This is a genomic window from Peptostreptococcus stomatis DSM 17678 (genome assembly GCF_000147675.1).
In the GTDB taxonomy this organism is placed as follows: Bacteria; Bacillota; Clostridia; order Peptostreptococcales; family Peptostreptococcaceae; genus Peptostreptococcus; species Peptostreptococcus stomatis.
Genome location: NZ_ADGQ01000002.1, coordinates 25,992 through 45,679, shown reverse-complemented (window position 1 = coordinate 45,679; position 19,688 = coordinate 25,992). Strand labels below are relative to the sequence as shown.

Sequence of the window (19,688 nt, the reverse complement as noted above, 5' to 3'; positions counted from 1 at the left end):
AATAAAAGAACTATATATACTTTATCCTTCCTATATATTCTTCTCATATATTATCCTTAGGCCCTCCAAGGTAAGATTAGGATCTATGACATCTATAGCATCTGTTTCCTGGGATATCATATTGGCTAAACCACCAGTAGCAATTACCAGAGTCTCCTCATCCTTTAATTCCTTCTTCATTAGGCCTACTATTTTTTCTACCTGGCCAGCATAACCATATATTATACCAGACTGCATGGCTGATACTGTATCCTTACAAATAACTGTATCAGGAGTAACTAGCTCCACCCTAGGAAGCTTAGATGCCTTTTGGAAAAGGGCCTCACTAGAAATCTTCATACCCGGAGAAATTGCCCCTCCTATATACTCGCCCCTCTTGGATACGGCACAATATGTAGTCGCTGTACCAAAGTCTATAATTATAACCGGGCAATTATACTTTGATATGGCTGCAACAGCATTTACTATCCTGTCTGCACCAACCATCTTAGGGTCTTCATATTTGATGTTCAGACCGGTCTTTATACCCGGACCTACCACCAAGGGACTAATGTTACAGTACTTCCTACAGAAGTTTTCCAAAGAGTGCATTACAGCTGGCACTACTGATGACACTATAATTGAATCTATTACACTCAAAGATATATCACTTGCATCAAACAAGTTCTTAATAAGTACACCGTATTCATCAGAAGTCTTATTCAAGTCTGTGTTTATTCTCCAATCCCTGACTAGGTTATCTCCATCGTATACACCTAATACCATATTTGTATTTCCTATATCAAAAACCAATAACATATATATTTACCATTCCTTTATTCTTAATTATTAAAAATTATTTTCAAAATTTTTACAAATACTTGTCTACAGGCTTGAAACTGCCCTTTTATGACGTTTTCATTATATCATTAATATACCTTTAGGTACAGAAATTTTTTTATTCCTAGTCAACCATATATAATAATTATTATATTATTACCAAGTATTACTTAACTTTATAATTTTATTACAATAAAATACCCCCATCAAATGATATATATGATAGTATAATATATATAATACCAAATTTTTATTAGGACGGTGACACGATGACTAAAACCAGAGAAAAGGTGATAAATATACTAATAGATAATTCAGATAAATATATATCCGGAGAATATATGTCAGATATATTAGGCCTATCGAGGGCCTCTATTTGGAAACATATCAAGGCCTTAAAGGGCGAAGGTTTTGACATAGAATCGAAGGCTGGACACGGATACAGGCTACATCGAAAAGAAAAAAGGGGGCTTAGCTCCTACGAGATAAAACACAAGCTAAAGACTTCCTACATGGGCCAGGAGGTCTACTACTTTGATTCCATTGACTCTACCAATATATATGCCAATACCATAGCCAATCAGGCTTCTGAGGGCTCTGTAGTGGTATCCAAGGAACAAACTCAGGGAAAGGGTAGGTCTGGCAAGGTATGGGTTTCTGACAATGACCAGGGAATTTATTTTTCTACAATACTTAAACCTTCCATACCTATTAGTAGGGCCTCCTTCCTTACCCAGGTAGCAGGTGCAGCCCTGGCTACTAGCCTGGAAAGGCTCGGTGTAGCCTGCCAGATAAAATGGCCCAATGACCTGGTTTTAAATGGGAGAAAGATAGCTGGCATCCTAACAGAGATGAGGGCAGAGATAGAGAGTATTTCCTATATAATAGTTGGAATAGGGGTAAATATTGGTCCTAAGACCTTTGAAGAGTCCATAAGCACGGTTGCTACATCCCTGGCCAATGAAGGGTACCAAATTCAAGACCTAGACCTTTTAAGGGCCTTCTTTATAGACTTTGAAGACCTTTATGAGGATTTCAAAAACAAGGACTATACCCGTATATTAGGGATACTAAAGGACAAGTCAGCAGTCCTTGGCAAGGAAATCTACTTGATTAGGGATGGACAAAAGGACAAGGTCTTTGCTGAAAATATAGATGAATACGGTAATTTGATAGTTAGAAATGAATTAGGTTTCTTGGAAGAGGTCTTTACTGGAGAAATTTCCGTCAGAGGACTAGATTCTTATATATAGTTTAAATGGCTATCTTCAAGCAGGGTCTGCGGATTTTGTGGGTATGTAAATTAATCCTGCATCCCCTGCTTTTTGCTAGCCTTCACACTAACCATATCTTTATTTTTTATGAGACTCGTAAGTAATTTCATCATCTACGGAATGAAACTTTTCTAAATCAACTTTATTTTTATAAGCATCAACTATATTTTTTTCCCAATCAGATGAATACTTATTAAGATCATAAAGATTTTTTCCCATGTTATTATGTTTAAAAGTTCTTCTCACATCTGAGTTTGCATTTACATCTGAAACAGGACGAGGGACTTTTGAAAATATATCGTAATTTGAATCATACGGATTGGATAATTTGTTATCAGTATCTGCTACCCAAACTTTCCATCCATCTTCTCTTTTTACCATAAGCAATTTTACATTATAACTTATGGATGCTTTTGGTTTAGACTCTTCCCCTTTATAGTTAAATAGCTCTGTAACCTTTACAGATATATTTTTGATGTTTTCATTATTTTCATCATCGGAAATATCATATTCTTCGAATAAAGTTTCTTCGTTTGTAGAATTTCCAGTAACTGTAACTTCTTTTGACTTTCTTAATATTAAATCCATTGCCTTATTTCTTTTGATAAGATATTCTTTGAAAAAAATAGCATCTTTATCGACCATGTCATAATTTCCTTTTGATAAAAATGTTACTGACATATTACTAGAAATAAAACTTTCAACCACATTTTTTAAGTTTTCATCTTCACTTTTTTCAATTTTATTATTGAAAGCTGTTGGCGATGCAAAAATTATAATTGATATTGAAAATATAATAATAAATGATAGAATAAAAGTAACTCTTTTTTTCATATAAAACCCCTTTCAAATATCATGTTTTTATTATAACGATTATTATTTTTATTATAATTTATATTAGTATAAATATCAATAAAAAACAGAGGTTGTATTCTATGCCTAAAAAGGAGAATGCTGACCTCTGTTTTATTTACATCGTCTTACGTTTACTTTTACACTTGAGCTCTTAAACTCTAGTCCCCCAGATCAATAAATTTGGTCTCTTAGAATTCTATTCTTTCTTCAACCTTCATCATTGACCTGAACTCAGCAACAGCTTCTTCTAGCTTGAAGATCTTCATCTTAAAGCCTGTCTTTTCGTTGTATAGCTGCTTTAACATTGGTAGTACCTCAAAGGCCTTGGCTTCTAGGTCTGCTGATTCAACAAATACTGCCTTACCAAAGTAACGGATAAAGTCAGTTTCTATTGTAGCGCATATTTCTACGTATGGATTGGCCTGCATCTGTTTGTAAACTTCCTTGAAATCTCCTACACAAAAATATATTTCATCATCAACCAACATCTGGAAACCAATTGGTCTACACTTAGGCTTGTTACCATCTACTGTAGTTAGATAATACACACCAGCCTTGCCTAAAAATTCGCTTACTCTTGCCTTATTACTCATAATAATCAAACCCCCGTTCAAAAATTGATTCGTAGTTACCCTACCCCTATATTATATCATGTATGGGCCTATAATATCCTATTTATAAAAAAGTTCAAGTAAATTTTGTATATTAAAAGGGCTGGTTATAAATACCCAACCCCCTTACTATTCATGATTTACTCTTCATCTCTTCTATCTTCACTTACAGGATTGTCACTACCAATTGGCTTGTCATCACTTGCTAAATCCTGAGAAATTGTAGCCTTGTCTTCACTTACAAGGTCTTGAGAAGCAAGTAGCATGTTTTCACTGCCAGTATCTTCAGAAATGACAGGTTTATTGTCATTTGCAGGTTTTTCTGGAGTGCCGGCCTCTTCAGACTTGTTGTTTTGACCAAGTTCCAGTTTCATTTCAAAGGCCTCTTCAAACTGCTTATCATTAAGAGTTTCATACTCTAACAAGGCCTTGGCTATATAATCCAGCCTATCCTGGTTATCATTCAGGATTTCCCTAGTTTTTTCATAGGCATCCACAACTATCTTCCTTACCTCTATATCTATTTGAGATGCAACTTCCTCAGAATACTGTCTAGAGTGACCTATACTATTTCCTAGGAAGACTTCATCATTTGAATCGAATGTCAGTGGACCTAACTTGCTACTCATACCATATTTAGTTACCATGCTCCTAGCCAGACTGGTTACCCTCTCTAGGTCATTTGATGCTCCTGTCGATATATCATCCAGGTTAATCTCCTCTGAGACCCTACCACCCAATAGGACTATCAACTCCTGCAACATTTCTCCCCTTGTCGCATAATACTTGTCTTCTGTAGGCAACTGCATAGTAAATCCACCTGCCATACCCCTCGGTATGATAGTAACCTGGTGGACAGGGTCCATCAAGTTTAGGACATGGGCACAAACAGCATGACCAGCCTCATGATAGGCTGTTAAAATTCTTTCCTTTTCAGTAATTATCCTAGACTTCTTGGCAACGCCCACCACCGTCTTAGTGATAGCTTCTTCTATCGTTTCCATAGAAATCTTATTTTCTCTTTTTCTAGCAGTTAAGATAGCAGCTTCATTCATTACATTCTCTATGTCTGCTGGCGTGAAGCCTGCCGTAAATTTAGCCAGAACAGACAGGTCTACATCATCTGTTAAAGGCTTATTTTTAGAGTGAACCTTGAAGATGGCCTCCCTCCCCTTAACATCTGGCCTACCAACAACTATCTGCCTATCAAACCTACCAGGTCTAAGTAGGGCCGGGTCCAATATATCCGGTCTATTAGTAGCAGCCATTATGATTATACCTTGGTTTATACCAAAGCCATCCATCTCTACTAGTAGCTGGTTTAGGGTCTGTTCTCTCTCATCGTGACCGCCTCCCAGGCCTGCCCCCCTCTTTCTACCAACCGCATCTATTTCGTCTATAAATACTATGGCTGGAGACTCTTTCTTGGCCTGTTCAAATAGGTCTCTTACTCTTGATGCACCGACACCTACAAACATTTCTACGAAGTCAGAACCACTGATGCTGAAAAATGGAACCCCTGCCTCACCAGCAACTGCCTTTGATAGGTAGGTCTTGCCTGTACCTGGAGGCCCTACCATCAGGATACCCTTAGGTATTCTGGCACCTAGGTCCATATATTTCTTTGGATTCTTCAAAAAGTCTACTACTTCCTGTAATTCATCCTTTTCCTCACTCAAACCTGCGACATCATCAAATACCACATTTACCTTTTCATCACCCTTGTGAAGTTTCGCCTTGGACTTGGAGAAGTTCATCATTCTTCCCCCACCTCCACCTTGACTCTGGTTCATCAGTACGAAAAATGCCACAGCCATAAATATCAACAGTAGTATTGTTGGTATCATTTCTACTATCCAAGGAGTTTTTGGTTTTGACTCCCCTTCAAGAACCAGGTTATTCTTTTGAACACTCTTTAGTAGATCCTTAGATAGCTCTTCACCCTTAACCTCACTTGGTATATAGGACTTAAATTTTACCTTTGAATTCTTTAGGGTTCCTTCTATACCTGTTTCATCAACTATGTGCAAGGTCTTTATATTACCTGCCTTTAGTTCCTTGTACACTTTGGAAAATTCCATATTCTTGACATCCACTGTCTGGTTTGCACTATATCGAACGCCAAAGAATATAACCAACAGTAGGATTAGGTATAAACCTGCCCCTCTTAATGCTCTCTTCAAATTTTACCTCCTCCACAATCGACATCTTAGTCGATTGATATCTCTAAAATCCTCTTTGTATCATCGTCTACCTTGTAGTCCACATTTATCCTATAGCCATATATAGACACAACAGTATCATTGTTCACTACAAATGGTACAAAAGACCTTTCCTCCCTAGGCACCTTAAGGCCTATAAACAGGTCTTTAACCTTCTTAGTTCCACCTAACAATTTTATTTTATCACCTTGACGACGATTTCTCAATCTAATATGACCCTTTATTTTGTCAAAATCAATGTATTGTTTACCACTCTTAAAGTTACTCCTATCAAAATCGTTTTGACTTATCAACCTTGTCCTCAAAGTTTTATCGATCTCCTCTATGTATTGAGAAGTACCAGGGTTTATCTTGTAGTCGTATTCAACATCTTCTATCCTGATTTCCTTTTGACTTATGAGGATGTAATCGGCAAACCTGTAGGCATGTAGGCCTCTTGGCAGGTCTAACTTTTTGTAGCGCTTCTCTCCCGGCATCAATTCTAGTACTTCATCTATGTGCTTTTTTTCTATGGAAGTCACATTTCCAAGGAGACTCCTAATGGCCATAATTACTATCCTAGTCTTGATTGCTGGATGGGTATCCTTTATATAATCGACAAATATATAAGACCCGTCCTTGTAGGTCTTTACCGCATATTCAGCTATCTTATCCACCTGGAAGTTTATATAGTCACTGTCAACCCTTAGGCTGTCACCCATCCTGACTATGCTTTCCACTATATTGTCGTTAAATTCAGATTTCATATAAGGCAAAATCTTTAGCCTTATCTTGTTTCTTGAGTATATAGGCTCCAGGTTGCTGGAATCTATCCTAGGCAAGAGCTTGTGTTCCATACAATATGCCTCTATAGATTCCCTGTCGATATCTAGAATAGGCCTAATAACCCCGTCTTTTCTCTTGTATTCTATACCCCTCAAACCCTGAAGGCCTGTCCCCCTCATTATCCTCATAAGTATAGTTTCTGCCTGGTCATTCTTATTGTGACCTATGGCTATCTTCTTGGCACCAAGCCTGTCTCTTACCTCAGAAAATACCTGGTATCTCAACTTTCTTGCCCCATCTTCCAGGCCCAACTTATTTTCCTGACAGTACTTTGGTACATCAATGGTCCTTATAAAGCAAGGAATATATAGACTCTGACATAGCTTCATCACATAGAGGGAGTCTAAAAAGGCATCCAGCCCCCTTATCATATGATTTAGGTGGACTGCATAAATCTTTATATCCTTCTCTTTTGACAACCTATACAGGGTATGCAATAGGCAGACCGAATCTGGGCCACCAGACAGGCCTACTACTATGCCGTCACCATCTTCAATTAGTTGATGGTCTAGTACAGTTTGTTTCATCCTATCATATACCATACTACACCTCCGGAACTACCTTCATCTCCAACCTGTTGTTGGCATTCATGAGCCCACTTATGGATATCTTATAGTCCAAATTCAACTTGAGTTCCTTGTCTGATATCCTCTTGGATATCTTATAAGTATGTAGGTTCATATCAAATACACCATATGGAGTCCTGTACTTGGACCTGAAGTCCCTATCTTCCCTGAACTTCATCCTGGTCGTAATATCTCCAGACTTAAGTAGGAGGACCTCCTCATCAGATATCTTTATGGTACTGGACCTCTCCTTTGATGTGTCAAATTCTGAAAAGGTTATGTAAATATTGCCATTCTTTTCTATCTGCTCACCCTTGTAATAAGATTCTATGGTCTGAAAGTCACTTCCGTCTAAATATTGGGATGTCTTTATCTTGAGTTTTACCTTCATATTTTCACCTCATTCCATCCGCTAGTACTTGTGTATCTCTACCTTTTCTAAATTCTCATTCTTTATCTTTTTCTTTAAAAATTCAGATGCCACCTTTGAGAATTGTTCATTTATATCGGATACGAAGTACTTACAAGACCCCTTCTGGTCTGAATCGTTCATCATATCCCTCTTCTCTAGGACATCCTTTAAGTCCAGGGCAGTTTCCTTGGCTGGATTTATCAATTTTACATCCTTGCCTACCACCTCTCCAATAGTCCTCTTTAGGATCGGGTAATGGGTACAGCCCAATACCAGGGAGTCTATACCCTTTTCCACTAAAGAATCCAGGTACATATGGGCTGCCATAGTGGATATTTCCTTGTTGGACCAACCCTCCTCAACCAGGGGTACAAATATTGGACAAGCCTTACCTATAACCCTTATGCCAGAATCCTTTGCTTTTATAGCCTTGTTGTAGGCCTTAGACCTGACTGTAGCAGTTGTTCCTATCACACCTACAACCTTGTTTCTGGTTGAATATACGGCAGTTCTTGCCCCTGCCTCTATAACACCCATAATCGGTATATCGTATTCTTCTCTTGCTTCTAGCAAGGCCCTTGCAGATGCAGTATTACATGCAATTACAATAGCCTTTACATTTTGACTTGCCAAAAAGTTTATGGCCTGGAAGGTATACTTTATTATAGTCTCCTTAGACCTAGACCCGTACGGAACCCTGGCTGTATCACCAAAGTATATAGTATCTTCATTTGGCAAGTATTTATTTATTTCCTTAAGGACTGTCAGACCCCCTAAACCAGAGTCAAACACTCCTATTGCCCTATTATCCATAAACTACACCCTGTCATCCTGCATTAGCTTTTCTATCATAAATTGCTGGGCTAGCTCTATATGTTCCTTGGCTAGCTTCTCTGCAAGATTAGCCTTTCCTTTCTTAAAAGCTTCAATTATCTTCTTATGCTCATCCACTATATTCACAGCCGAACTATAGTCGGACATGTACATGAGCCTAAACCTGTAGACAGTCTCCCATATGTTGATCATCATGCTAATGAGCCTCTTGTTACCAGTCGCCTCAAATATAAGGGTATGGAATTCCTCATCCTTGGCTAGCATGGTCCCTACATCATTCTTGTAGACGGCCTCTTCCAACTCTTGAGAGATTGTTTCCAACTTCTTTATATGGTCCTTGGTCATCCTGTCTGTAGCACAATATGCCGCCAGACCCTCTAGACCCACCCTTACTTCTAGGATATCCATAAGGTCCTTTTTACTAATATTGGCTACATAGGCCCCCTTCCTTGGAAGCATGACCACCAAGCCTTCTAATTCTAACATCCTTATGGCCTCTCTGACAGGGGTCCTGCTGACACCCAACTGTTCAGACAACTGGATTTCCATGAGTCTTTCTCCTGGCTTTAGGACACCCTCTATAATAGCCTTCCTTATATTTTCAAAAACAACCTCTCTTAGAGGTTTATAGTCATCCAGGTTCAATTTATTTATTCCCATATATCTCTACCCCCTTGCTGGACATAGATGTTAAGTGGGTCTGTAAATATTGCTTTCTCAAGATATTCGCACACTTCTTGGCCTTTTTTTTGTCCTTAAAAAAACCAAATACTGTCGGTCCACTACCACTCATCATAGCCTTTTCTGCACCTTCCTCAAGCATTATTTTCTCTATACTTCCTATATCTGAACACCACTCTTTTGTTACTGGTTCCAGTACATTAGACATACTGGACACCAAAAGATCCATATTCTTATTTTTAATTGCCTCAATCAACTTTTCATTGTCAGGCCTATCTATTTCTATATTTCTTTCATACAAACTATCAAACTTTTTGTAGACCTTCTTGGTGGATACAAAAATATTTGGCCTACACACCAAGACATCCAAGTCAAGGTCCAGGTCATCTAACTTTTTCAAATCAGTCCCCCTACCTGTAGCCAAATAGGTTCCCCCCTTAACACAAAAGGCTATATCGGACCCCAATTCCTTGGACAGGTCTATCAGGTCCTCATCACTTAGCCCCAGCTCAAACAACCTGTTTATACCCACAAAGACAGCTGCTGAATTGGCACTTCCTCCTGCCATACCAGCAGCAATAGGAATATTCTTTTCTAGAAAGACCTCTATTCCACCATCTATCTTATATTTATTTTTCATCAGCATCCAAGTCTTGTATATTATATTTTTCTTGCCAACCGGTACATCTGAGTTGGAACACTTCATAGAGAAATTCCCACTAGACTTCCTAATCAGCAGCTTGTCTGCTAAGTTCACAGACTGCATTACCATTTCAACATCATGGTAACCATCATCTAATATACCCCTTATATCTATGGATAGGTTTATCTTACCCATAGCCCTCAGTCTAATACTGTCCATATCATCACTCCTAATAGGCATGGCCTACTATTTTTTATACTTGTCTTATTGTATTCAATATGCATTATTTCGCTTTACTTATTATATCATATAAAGCTAGCATAAAATATTACTTTTTGGGATATGCTTTACAAATTTAAATCTTTAGTTTGGATAAAGATTGCAAAATTGTCACCTTCTGTAATATTTTTCAATTTCTATTTTTTAGGCTATCAACTATACTGGACACATAAGAACAAAGGAGGTTACGAACATGTATCAAGAAAATATAAAAGGATATAAAGCAAATGCGTTTCAAATTAAGTTATTTATGGCATCGCTTATGGTCCTGGATCATTTACCACATATACCTGGCTTGGTTCCACCCCTATGGGAAGGAATCTTTCATGTCATGACACGATGTGTAGGTGCTTGGTTCGCATTTAATGCGGTGGAAGGCTTTCTACACACTAGAAACCAAACCAAGTACAATATAAGGCTATTTGTCTGGGCAACATTTATGCAGCTTGGAAATTTCCTTATAGAATTTCTACTAAAGAGCAAGGATATCCATGTCAACAATAATATATTTTTAACTCTGGCCCTAGGTGTTTTACTTCTAAATATAATAAGTCGACCAATTAAGAAGGCTACTAGTCAAGAAGGCCTACCACTAAAATTTTTACGAGTTGTATTGGGTGCTATCGTTTTACTTATAGGAATTATGTTATCAGAAGGTGGTTTAATTCTAATTCCTTTTATGCTTATTACCTATATATTTAGGAATTCTCCTAAAAAAAGAAATGTGGTTTATACCATCGCTACAATCCTTCTTGCAGTCTTGTACCTAAATGGAGCCTTTATTTATGATAATCCAAGAACTAATATAGAAATGATTTTATTCAACTCTGACTGGTTCTTTATTTCTGTATTGCCCTTCCTATACCTTTATAATGGCCAGCGTGGTAAAAATAGCAAGTTTACAAAATATTTCTTCTATGTTTTCTATCCGGCCCACTTATGGATAATTGCTATTATAAGTTATTTTTTTAAGTAGTATAAGAACTTTCAATTTTCCCCTATAAGGATAAGTACGCTCGTATAAAACTTACACATAAAAGTACCGACCTCCCAGCTTAGATATTTAAACCTAAGCTGGGAGGTCGGTATATTTTTTCTCACCTAGAATAGGGTCCTCTTGGTCGAAAAAATATGATAAGTTTTAGGATAGGGTCTTGTGCCTTCAAATAAAAAAGAGATTGTGTAACTTTACCCAATCTCTTATCTTCTAACTTGCCTTATTTTTAAACACTTTTATCTTGACTGTTTCAGTCAATAAATCAGAGTAGCTATATGCCACCCTCTCAAAGCCTTCATCTCCATGACCTACTTTGATTACAAATACACTTGGATATAGAGTTTCCAGTATACCCTGCTTTGTGACTATCTGCTTTCTTCCCTTGTTTGCCTTTAGCAAAATTTTCCTGCCCACATACTTCTCAAGAGTATGCCTGATATTGTCTAATGTAGCTGTTGTTGCCAAAAGTATCACCTATCCTTTCAGTCTATGCCTCATTATAGCATATTTTAAGGTTCGAGTCAAGGTATAACAGTATATTCTACATCATGAAAATGTTTTTGTCAATTTATTTTCTATTTTTTTTATGTTTTTTTGTGTTTTTTATCTAATAAGCCTCTATACTACTTTCCACAACACTTCTTGTACTTCTTACCACTACCACATGGACATAGGTCATTTCTTCCTACCTTATCATCCTTGATAACCATCTTTGACCTGTTGTGGTCTTTCTTTATCTGCTTTCTGACCTTTTCTGTCAGAATATCTTCCCAACCCTTTAGGCCATATAGCCAGTGGGCTTCAACATTTACCATGTTGTAATATAGTTTTTCCCAGTCTATCTTAATATTGATTTGAGTATCCAGTTCTATCTTTTCCAAATCCTGGGTCATTTCTATACTTTCATTTATACCATCTAAAAATCCCATAAAGTACTCAGGGCTAGTATTGTATTTTTCTGCAAGGTCTGATACCTTTCCAGCTACAAGCTGAGTCTTGTTGTTTAATATATCATTGTATATATAAGTTTCAGCCCTTAAAAACTCTTCCCAGAACTTTACTTCGGCCTCTTCACTTGCCTGATTTTCACTAATATTCTTCCATTCTTGAAATAACATAATTACCTCCATATTGTTTCACATTATTTTATAGTTACACCCCTAATGATAACATAATATCCACCTTTTTTCTAGACTCACATAATAGAAGGCCTAGAGTAGGTGGCTTCTGCCTTAGGGTATAATCTGCCTTATAAGTCAAATAGGTCCCTAAGTGCCTTTAGGGCCCTCTCCTGCTCGATAAAGTAGGGGCTAGTTGCTATTGTAATTAGGCTTGCCCCCTCTATATATTCCTTGATCCTACCTATTTTTAGGTCGTAATCTATATAATCCATATCCCTAGAGAAAAAATCCAGGTCTATATCCAAGACATAAGACTCTGGGTATTCCATATCCATAGAGTAGGTTGAGTCAACTATCATAAGGTCTGAAAATATACCATGGTGTAGGGCTGGTTTGATAAAGGACCCCACATTTAAGACCTCATTGGTGTACCTTTTCACGTCCTCCAAGTCCCCTATATCCACATCATAGTCTGGAGGTATCCTGGTATCCTTGTGCTGGTCCACATGCAGGAGGACCTGCCCCCTCTCCATAAGGCCCCTCTTTAGGGCCTGACACCAAAAGAAAAAGGCATGGTTGTGGTTGTCAAAGAGGTAGACTTCCTTGCCCATTTCAGTAATCTCCCTATCCACCAGGTGGTAGATATTTTTCATACCAAGACACTCCTTCTCCTGTCCGTCTTCAACCTCTATAAAGGCTGCCGGTCCACCAAGCTCTACCTGGTCTATCCTGGCATCTATCAATTTAGGTACATATATTCTCTTCTTGGCCCTCTCTTGATAGGAGAAGGCATTATTGCCTACTGGCCTGTCTATATAAAAACCACCGTAATCAATCATACTGGCCTCCTAAAAGATATTCCAGGGGTAGGCATTTGGCATCTTAGCTTCAAAGGCCATTACTTCCTTGGTTGTCGGATGGACCAACTCTATCCTGGCTGACCAAAGGGCTATCTGCTGGCCAACCTTAGAGAACTTAGAATACCTCTGGTCCCCATAAAGGGGGTGATTACGGCTAGAAAACTGGACCCTGATCTGGTGGGGCCTGCCTGTATGCAGGTCTACCTCAAGAAGGGAATAATCTAGCTTGTCCTTATCAGAATAGGTTTCCCCCAACTTCTTATAGGATAGGCTGGCCATCTTACCATCCTTGTTGGACTTATCAACAATCTTTACCATATTGGTTTTTGTATTCTTGTACAAGTAATCCACACAATCCCCAGCTTTTTGACACTTGCCCACAACCACTGTCCTGTAGGTCTTCTTCATAGTCCTAGTCCTTACTTGGTCTGACAGCCTTGATGCCGCCTTTGAAGTTTTTGCAAAAACCATAACCCCTCCGACTGGTCTATCTAGCCTGTGGACCAGGCCTATATAGACGTTACCCGGCTTCTTGTACTTTTCCTTTACATAGACCTTACACATAGACACCATATCTATATCTTGAGTATTATCCGCCTGTGAAAGGACATTTACGGGCTTCTCCACCACCAAGAGATGGTTGTCCTCATATATCACCTTTAAATCCATCTTATCGCTTCCTATCTTTCCCATCTGCCAAATATACCACAAGGTAGGACCATACCGTTTCTAGATGCTGGTATGCCGACTTCACCGGCATATATCTTTCCACCCTTGGCCTTCTTGCCAATAGTTGTTTCTAATACATTTTCCAGAACAATTGGTGAAAAGCCCGTAGTATATGAGTTAATCAAAAAGAAAAGGGGTTTGTCTGATAAGACCTGCATACACAAACTCACAAATTCAAACAACTTGTCCTCTATCTTCCAAACTTCTCCCTTAGGGCCCCTGCCATAAGAAGGTGGGTCCATTATAATGGCATCATACTTGTTGCCACGCCTGATTTCTCTCTCCACAAACTTAACCACATCATCTACTATAAACCTGACTGTCCTGTCCTTTAAGCCAGATAGGTCTATATTTTCCTTGGCCCAGTTTACCATACCCTTGGCAGCATCTACATGGCATACCTCTGCACCAGCATAGGCACAGGCCACAGATGCCCCACCAGTATAGGCAAATAAGTTTAGGACCTTTATAGGTCTCTTGGCAGTCCTTATCTTGTCTATCATCCAATCCCAATTGGCTGCCTGCTCAGGAAATAGGCCTGTATGCTTGAAGCCTGTTGGCTTGATTTTAAACTTTAGTGGCCCGTAGTTGATAGTCCACTGGTCTGGGTATTTTTTCTTAACCTCCCAGCTACCACCACCCCTATTGCTCCTGTGGTAGTGGCCATGCGGATTCTTCCATAGGGACCACTCTCTTTCTACAGGCCAGATTACCTGGGGATCTGGCCTTCTTAGGACATAATCTCCCCAACGTTCCAGCTTTTCTCCACCACCTAAATCTATTAATTCATATTCTTTCCACTTGTCTGCAAGTAATAACATATTTTCTCCTTTAAAACTTCTAAATTTCAACAATTACACTACTCATATTATACAGACTATGGTGGATAATAGCAATAATGATAGGCTAAAAAGAAGAACTGCCGGCCTCTTATGAAACCGGCAGTTCTATATATAAGGTTATGAAATACAGATTATATATTAAAATACATCTATATTTCTGATATATTTCTGACTTTTATATCTAATATATGTGTTTATATCACCTGCTTGTGGTCTGATATATTTTTATTGGCCTTCATTTTTTTATCTAAACTTTCAGACCATAGCCTATCTGCTGTAGGCTTCCATGAATCAGCATAAGGCCTGCACTTATCAGTCAAATGCTCCACAGTCTCTGGTGATATCAGGTCAGTCGAATGAGCTCCAGACCTCTTTACCATTTCTCTCAACAACTCTGGATTTTCCAACATTGGACATGGTCTTAGATGGTTATCATTAAAAGGTTGTCCAGCCCTGTATTCCATAAATATAGGTTGTTTCAAACATTCTAATAAAGACTTTTCTCTTATATTTGCATTTGAATAGTGTATAAATACACAAGGCTCTACATCTCCGGCAGAATTTATATGTAGATAGTTTCTACCACCAGCTATACATCCACCAATAAATTCACCATCATTCTGGAAGTCTATTAACATAATCGGCTTTCCACCATCTTTAGCTCTGATTTCTCTAATCCTGTGATATATATATTCTCTCTGTTCAGGACTAGGTATCAATTCAGGAACCGCATCATTTCCAACTGGCATGTAGTTAAAGAACCAACTATACATCACACCCTTGTCAATTAACAAGTCCATGAATTCATCAGATACTACAGTTTCCAAATTTTGACTAGTATAACAGATAGATGTGCCATATACCAGTCCATGGGCCTTCATTATATCCATGGCCTTCAAGGTAGACTGATATATCCCCTTACCTCTCCTGGCATCGTTAGTCTCTTCAAAGCCTTCTATACTCAAGGCTACTGAAAAATTACCTACCCTAGCAACCTCATTGGCAAAGTCATCATCAATAAGTGTACCATTTGTAAAGGCCAAGAAATAGCAGTCTCTGTGTTTATCACAAAGTCTAATCAAGTCTTTCTTTCTCATCAAAGGCTCTCCGCCTGTATACATATAAAAATATATACCTAGCTTTTTGCCCTGTTCAATAATATCGTCTAACTCTTCAAAGCTTAGACTTTGGTTATGACCATACTCAGCTGCCCAACATCCCTTGCACTTTAAATTACAGGCACTAGTAGGATCCATCAGAATCAACCATGGCACGTTACATCCATGTTCAAGCCTTTTTTCATTTATGATTTTTTTGCCGTAATAGGAAGAAGTGAAGCCTAAGTTTAGGGCTGTCATCTTCAATACATTTGTATCAACCCTATCTAAAAGACCATAAGCATAATTAATCCACTTTCCATCCTTGTCCCTAATCATCTCCCTAACCGTATCGTAGGTAGACTCTTCGAACATACTTCCAGCAAATTTTTGATAGATATCCACAAGATTTAGCATTGCTTTTTCCTTTTCATCATTATTCTTGGACTTCAAGCTCTTTATAACTGCTTCAATCCCCTTGCTGGCTACTGCTCTTTCTAAACTGTGCGCAATTCCCATAATGTGACACCTCTTTTCATAAATCCACTACTAAATCTTTATATACTTTATATAAAGGTGTATATTTTATCTATATACTTACATACTAGTACTATTACTTCCAATAGTCAAATCGATTTGTTTTCCAAAAAACCACCTTTATTAAACTTTTTTATAAACCACCCCCTTTAAACCTTATAGTATTTTGGTATTAACTCCCAATAACTTTAAAAATGTTTTATTATACTTTATTTTCGTAAGCTTTTTCAAATAATCTAGAAGTTTATATATATCTTGGATAATCTCATAATAATACATAAAATAACCCTTATCATATCTGTCTTTTTGGTATAAAATATATATAATGATACGCTTAAAGCGAGAAAGGGGTGTCTTAATGTTAAGTAAGACTTTAGAAAAAGCAATAAACGAGCAAATTAATTTTGAATTTTATTCAGCCTACACATACCTGGCCATGGCTGCCTATGCTGAAGACTTGGATTTTTCAGGAGCAGCAAACTTCTTCAAAATCCAGGCCCAGGAAGAGCTAGACCATGCAAGAAAGATGTATGACTATGTCTTCCAGAAGGGTGGTAGGGTTACCCTAGGGGCTATAGATAGGCCTAGGGAAGAATACAAGGGCCTGCTAGAAATCTTTGAAGAAGGCCTAAAGCACGAACAGGAGGTCACTAGGAGAATATATGAAATAGCCAATATAGCCCTTGAAGAAAAGGAACACGCTACTATGAGTTTCTTGAGATGGTTTGTTGACGAACAGGTTGAAGAAGAAGAAAACTTCACTAACCTAGTTAAGAAGATCAAGAGAGCAGGCGACAACGAGACTAACCTATTTATGATTGATGACGAATTGGCAACTAGGGTTTATATACCACCTACAAATGCCTAGAAAATATATTAAAATATCCTGCCAGTACCCATGGCAGGTCTATAAAGACACAGAAAAGGGCGACCCTACATCCATTTGGATGCGGTCGCCCTTTTTATATGGTCATATATAATTTTTCTACTTCTTCAAATTTTTACTTAATGGGATTATTCCCAATCCTTGGCTATATCTATCCATTCTGTATAATTGGAATACTTCTCCAGCTCCGGTATAGTTAGCTCTATGGCAGAGTTACCGCTACCTGCAGCCGGATAGACAGTTTCAAACCTCTTTAGGGACTCATCCAGGTAGACCTTGACCCCCTCCTTGATGGCAAAGGGACATACTCCCCCGACCTGGTGGCCTATAAGGTCTTCCACATCATCAAAAGAAATCATCTTGGCCTTCATTCCAAACTGTTTCTTATACTTGGCATTGGCTATTTTGGCATCACCTGCCAGGCATATCAAAATTGGGTCATCCCCAACCAAAAAAGACATGGTCTTGGTTATCTGCTTTGGCTCACAACCGACAGTCTGGGCAGCCAGTTCAACAGTCTCACTAGACCTATCAAACTCCAGGACCCTATCCTTCATACCAAACTGATCAAAATACTCTCTCACCTTTTCTATTGACATAAGTACTCCCCCCTATTTATTTTCTTCAAGCCACTTCATAGCCTCAAGAGTTTCATTTAACAAGTGGTCCAATTCCCAACCAAGGTCCTCAGCCCCCTGCCTTATCACATCCCTAGAACATCCAGCCGCAAACTTCTTGTCCTTGAACTTTTTCTTTAGGGACTTTAACTCCATATCTGACACACTCTTGGAAGGCCTCATCAAGGCAGCTGCCCCAACAATACCTGTAAGCTCATCAGTAGCAAATAATATCTTCTCCATCTCTTTTTCTGGCTTGACTGTAGATCCTGTCAGACCATATCCATGGCTAATAGTTGAATCGATAATAGACTGGTCAAGCCCCTCTGCCTTCATTAGGTCTACCTGCTTGACACAATGTTCTTCTGGATACAACTCAAAGTCCAAATCGTGCAGGAGTCCAACTACTTCCCAAAAGTCTGCCCTATCTGGATCAAACTTGTTTGCAAAGTACCTCATAACACCAGCTACTGTCTTGCCATGATGTATATGAAAGTCTTCCTTGTTGTACTTTTTCAAAATTTCCAAGGCTTGGTCATAATTTGGTATATATCCCATAAACAACACCTCTTTTCTCGTATTTTAAAAAATATTATACTCCATAGTCAAATTAATTTCTAGTGATAGGGGGAATTTTTCGAATATTTTATTAATTTCTTTTTTCCCTTTAGGTATGGACAAAGCCAAGCTATTGGTATACAATATTTATTAATCCCTAGTAAATTAATCGGAATTAAATTTTCAAACTTACTTCCTTATATTTCAAAGGGATTAAAGGCAAGTTTCTAAAAAGAAAAATCAAAAAAGGGTTCTATCAATTAAATTTCTATTTATTGATTACCAAAAGGTAAAGGAGATGTTCAAATGAAAAATTTACAAACTAAAAATTTCATATTCACTGCATTTGGAGGCATCTCTTGCTGTTGTTGCTGTTCTTGTAATCGCTAAGAGTAACAGAAATATACCTGTGCAATGAAAAATATAGGTATATTCCGCTATAATTTCACAGGAATACTCAGGCCCCATAGCCTAGTTACCTCAACAACAGATAAGATAAGGAGAAATAAAGATGAAAAAGAACGTAATAGAATTAATAGGAAATACACCACTTATAAATTTGGAAAAAATAGACAAAAACATATTTGTAAAATTGGAGAACAAGAATCCAGGAGGATCTATTAAGGACCGTGCAGTCCTAGGTATGATACTAGGTGCCGAAGAAAAGGGCCTATTGAAGGCTGGTGATAGAATCGTTGAAGCAACTAGTGGAAATACTGGTATAGCTACTGCCATGATTGGTAAGAGCAGGGGCTACCAGGTAACTATAATAATGCCTGAATCCATGAGCGTCGAAAGAAGAAGCATGATTAAGGCCTATGGGGCTGAGCTTATTTTGACTGAGGCAGCCAAGGGCATGCAGGGAACCATAGACAAGATGAACGAGCTACTAGCCACTGGTGATTACAAGTCTCTAGGCCAGTTCGACAACAGGGACAATCCTGACTACCACTACAAGACAACTGGACCAGAAATATACACCGAATTAAAGGATGTGGATATATTTGTGGCTGGTATAGGTACTGGTGGTACACTTTCAGGTATAGGGTCTTACCTAAAGGACCAGAATCCTAATGTTAAGGTTTATGGTATCGAGCCAGAAGCCTCTCCAATTATTACAAAGGGCCAGGCTGGACCACATAAGATTCAGGGAATTGGTGCGAACTTTATACCAAAGAACTACTTTGCTGATATTGTAGATGATCTAATCTTAATTTCTGATGACGAGGCCTATGAAATGGTAAGACAAGTAGCCAATGATGAGGGTATTCTACTAGGTATATCTGCCGGAGCTAATATAGCTGCTGCCAAGAGGTTGGCTGAAAGGTTCCCAAATAAGAAGATCGTTACAGTTGCTCCAGATGGCGCAGATAAGTATATGTCAATGGGTATATTTTAATCGGATGTCGCCGAGTATTTTGTT

General features: G+C 38.3%; 21 protein-coding genes. 4 read left to right on the top strand and 17 right to left on the bottom strand.

Annotation, left to right across the window (positions count from 1 at the left end):
- Window positions 1–30 precede the first annotated feature (30 nt).
- Window positions 31–798 (bottom strand): type III pantothenate kinase, encoded by a 768-nt coding sequence (locus HMPREF0634_RS00480; protein ID WP_007787960.1) that lies wholly within the window; start codon window positions 796–798, stop codon window positions 31–33.
- A gap of 290 nt (window positions 799–1,088) precedes the next feature.
- On the opposite strand from HMPREF0634_RS00480, the gene HMPREF0634_RS00475 reads away from it, so the two are divergent.
- Window positions 1,089–2,072 carry a biotin--[acetyl-CoA-carboxylase] ligase gene (locus HMPREF0634_RS00475; protein WP_007787975.1) on the top strand — a complete coding sequence of 328 codons (984 nt, stop codon included), beginning with the start codon at window positions 1,089–1,091 and terminating at the stop codon, window positions 2,070–2,072.
- Between the two features lie 99 nt (window positions 2,073–2,171).
- Here the strand turns inward: HMPREF0634_RS00475 and HMPREF0634_RS00470 are convergent, their stop codons facing one another.
- The 8 genes from HMPREF0634_RS00470 to ispE all read right to left on the bottom strand — a co-directional run bounded on the left by HMPREF0634_RS00470 (window position 2,172) and on the right by ispE (window position 9,961).
- Complete coding sequence (locus HMPREF0634_RS00470; protein ID WP_040565555.1) at window positions 2,172–2,927, bottom strand: hypothetical protein; 756 nt, start codon at window positions 2,925–2,927, stop codon at window positions 2,172–2,174.
- Between the two features lie 209 nt (window positions 2,928–3,136).
- On the bottom strand, window positions 3,137–3,541 hold the full coding sequence (locus tag HMPREF0634_RS00465; RefSeq protein ID WP_007787962.1) for a pyridoxamine 5'-phosphate oxidase family protein: 405 nt from the start codon (window positions 3,539–3,541) through the stop codon (window positions 3,137–3,139).
- Between the two features lie 158 nt (window positions 3,542–3,699).
- Window positions 3,700–5,742 (bottom strand): ATP-dependent zinc metalloprotease FtsH, encoded by a 2,043-nt coding sequence (gene ftsH / locus HMPREF0634_RS00460; RefSeq protein WP_007787995.1) that lies wholly within the window; start codon window positions 5,740–5,742, stop codon window positions 3,700–3,702.
- A 26-nt stretch (window positions 5,743–5,768) separates the two neighbouring features.
- Entirely contained in the window at window positions 5,769–7,148 is a 1,380-nt protein-coding gene (gene tilS, locus HMPREF0634_RS00455; protein WP_007787991.1) for a tRNA lysidine(34) synthetase TilS, read from the bottom strand.
- A 1-nt stretch (window position 7,149) separates the two neighbouring features.
- Entirely contained in the window at window positions 7,150–7,563 is a 414-nt protein-coding gene (locus HMPREF0634_RS00450) for a DUF1934 domain-containing protein (RefSeq protein WP_007787945.1), read from the bottom strand.
- A 21-nt stretch (window positions 7,564–7,584) separates the two neighbouring features.
- On the bottom strand, window positions 7,585–8,397 hold the full coding sequence (gene murI, locus HMPREF0634_RS00445) for a glutamate racemase (protein WP_007787941.1): 813 nt from the start codon (window positions 8,395–8,397) through the stop codon (window positions 7,585–7,587).
- Between the two features lie 3 nt (window positions 8,398–8,400).
- On the bottom strand, window positions 8,401–9,078 hold the full coding sequence (locus HMPREF0634_RS00440) for a GntR family transcriptional regulator (RefSeq protein WP_007787937.1): 678 nt from the start codon (window positions 9,076–9,078) through the stop codon (window positions 8,401–8,403).
- Window positions 9,065–9,961, bottom strand: a complete 897-nt coding sequence (gene ispE, locus HMPREF0634_RS00435) for a 4-(cytidine 5'-diphospho)-2-C-methyl-D-erythritol kinase (protein WP_007787905.1) — start codon at window positions 9,959–9,961, stop codon at window positions 9,065–9,067. Before ispE ends, HMPREF0634_RS00440 begins: the two co-directional genes overlap by 14 nt.
- 253 nt (window positions 9,962–10,214) lie before the next feature.
- Here ispE and HMPREF0634_RS00430 point away from each other — a divergent pair, with 253 nt between their 5' ends.
- Entirely contained in the window at window positions 10,215–10,997 is a 783-nt protein-coding gene (locus tag HMPREF0634_RS00430) for a TraX family protein (RefSeq protein WP_007787938.1), read from the top strand.
- Window positions 10,998–11,228: 231 nt separating this feature from the next.
- On the opposite strand, the gene HMPREF0634_RS00425 is transcribed toward HMPREF0634_RS00430, so the two are convergent.
- From HMPREF0634_RS00425 to HMPREF0634_RS00400, 6 genes are all read right to left on the bottom strand, one after another.
- Window positions 11,229–11,483 carry a Veg family protein gene (locus tag HMPREF0634_RS00425; RefSeq protein WP_007788004.1) on the bottom strand — a complete coding sequence of 85 codons (255 nt, stop codon included), beginning with the start codon at window positions 11,481–11,483 and terminating at the stop codon, window positions 11,229–11,231.
- 158 nt (window positions 11,484–11,641) lie between these two features.
- Window positions 11,642–12,136: an SEC-C metal-binding domain-containing protein gene (locus HMPREF0634_RS00420; protein WP_007788001.1), complete on the bottom strand. Its 495-nt coding sequence runs from the start codon at window positions 12,134–12,136 to the stop codon at window positions 11,642–11,644.
- 131 nt (window positions 12,137–12,267) lie between these two features.
- Window positions 12,268–12,978, bottom strand: coding sequence for a peptide arginase family protein (locus HMPREF0634_RS00415; protein WP_007788000.1), 711 nt, complete (start codon window positions 12,976–12,978; stop codon window positions 12,268–12,270).
- A 9-nt stretch (window positions 12,979–12,987) separates the two neighbouring features.
- The gene (locus tag HMPREF0634_RS00410; RefSeq protein ID WP_007788009.1) at window positions 12,988–13,668 is read right to left on the bottom strand and encodes an RluA family pseudouridine synthase; all 681 of its coding nucleotides are present in this window, start codon (window positions 13,666–13,668) and stop codon (window positions 12,988–12,990) included.
- Between the two features lie 11 nt (window positions 13,669–13,679).
- Window positions 13,680–14,549 carry a class I SAM-dependent methyltransferase gene (locus HMPREF0634_RS00405; RefSeq protein ID WP_007787919.1) on the bottom strand — a complete coding sequence of 290 codons (870 nt, stop codon included), beginning with the start codon at window positions 14,547–14,549 and terminating at the stop codon, window positions 13,680–13,682.
- A gap of 215 nt (window positions 14,550–14,764) precedes the next feature.
- Window positions 14,765–16,186, bottom strand: coding sequence for a radical SAM protein (locus HMPREF0634_RS00400; RefSeq protein WP_007787900.1), 1,422 nt, complete (start codon window positions 16,184–16,186; stop codon window positions 14,765–14,767).
- A gap of 376 nt (window positions 16,187–16,562) precedes the next feature.
- Between HMPREF0634_RS00400 and HMPREF0634_RS00395 the strand changes: the two genes are divergently transcribed.
- Window positions 16,563–17,072 (top strand): ferritin, encoded by a 510-nt coding sequence (locus tag HMPREF0634_RS00395; RefSeq protein ID WP_007787973.1) that lies wholly within the window; start codon window positions 16,563–16,565, stop codon window positions 17,070–17,072.
- A gap of 146 nt (window positions 17,073–17,218) precedes the next feature.
- Here HMPREF0634_RS00395 and HMPREF0634_RS00390 read toward each other — a convergent pair whose 3' ends face one another.
- On the bottom strand, window positions 17,219–17,689 hold the full coding sequence (locus HMPREF0634_RS00390; RefSeq protein ID WP_007787903.1) for a YbaK/EbsC family protein: 471 nt from the start codon (window positions 17,687–17,689) through the stop codon (window positions 17,219–17,221).
- Between the two features lie 12 nt (window positions 17,690–17,701).
- The gene (locus tag HMPREF0634_RS00385; RefSeq protein WP_007787955.1) at window positions 17,702–18,265 is read right to left on the bottom strand and encodes a hypothetical protein; all 564 of its coding nucleotides are present in this window, start codon (window positions 18,263–18,265) and stop codon (window positions 17,702–17,704) included.
- Window positions 18,266–18,776: 511 nt separating this feature from the next.
- Between HMPREF0634_RS00385 and cysK the strand changes: the two genes are divergently transcribed.
- Complete coding sequence (gene cysK / locus HMPREF0634_RS00380; RefSeq protein ID WP_007787988.1) at window positions 18,777–19,664, top strand: cysteine synthase A; 888 nt, start codon at window positions 18,777–18,779, stop codon at window positions 19,662–19,664.
- Window positions 19,665–19,688: the final 24 nt, after the last annotated feature.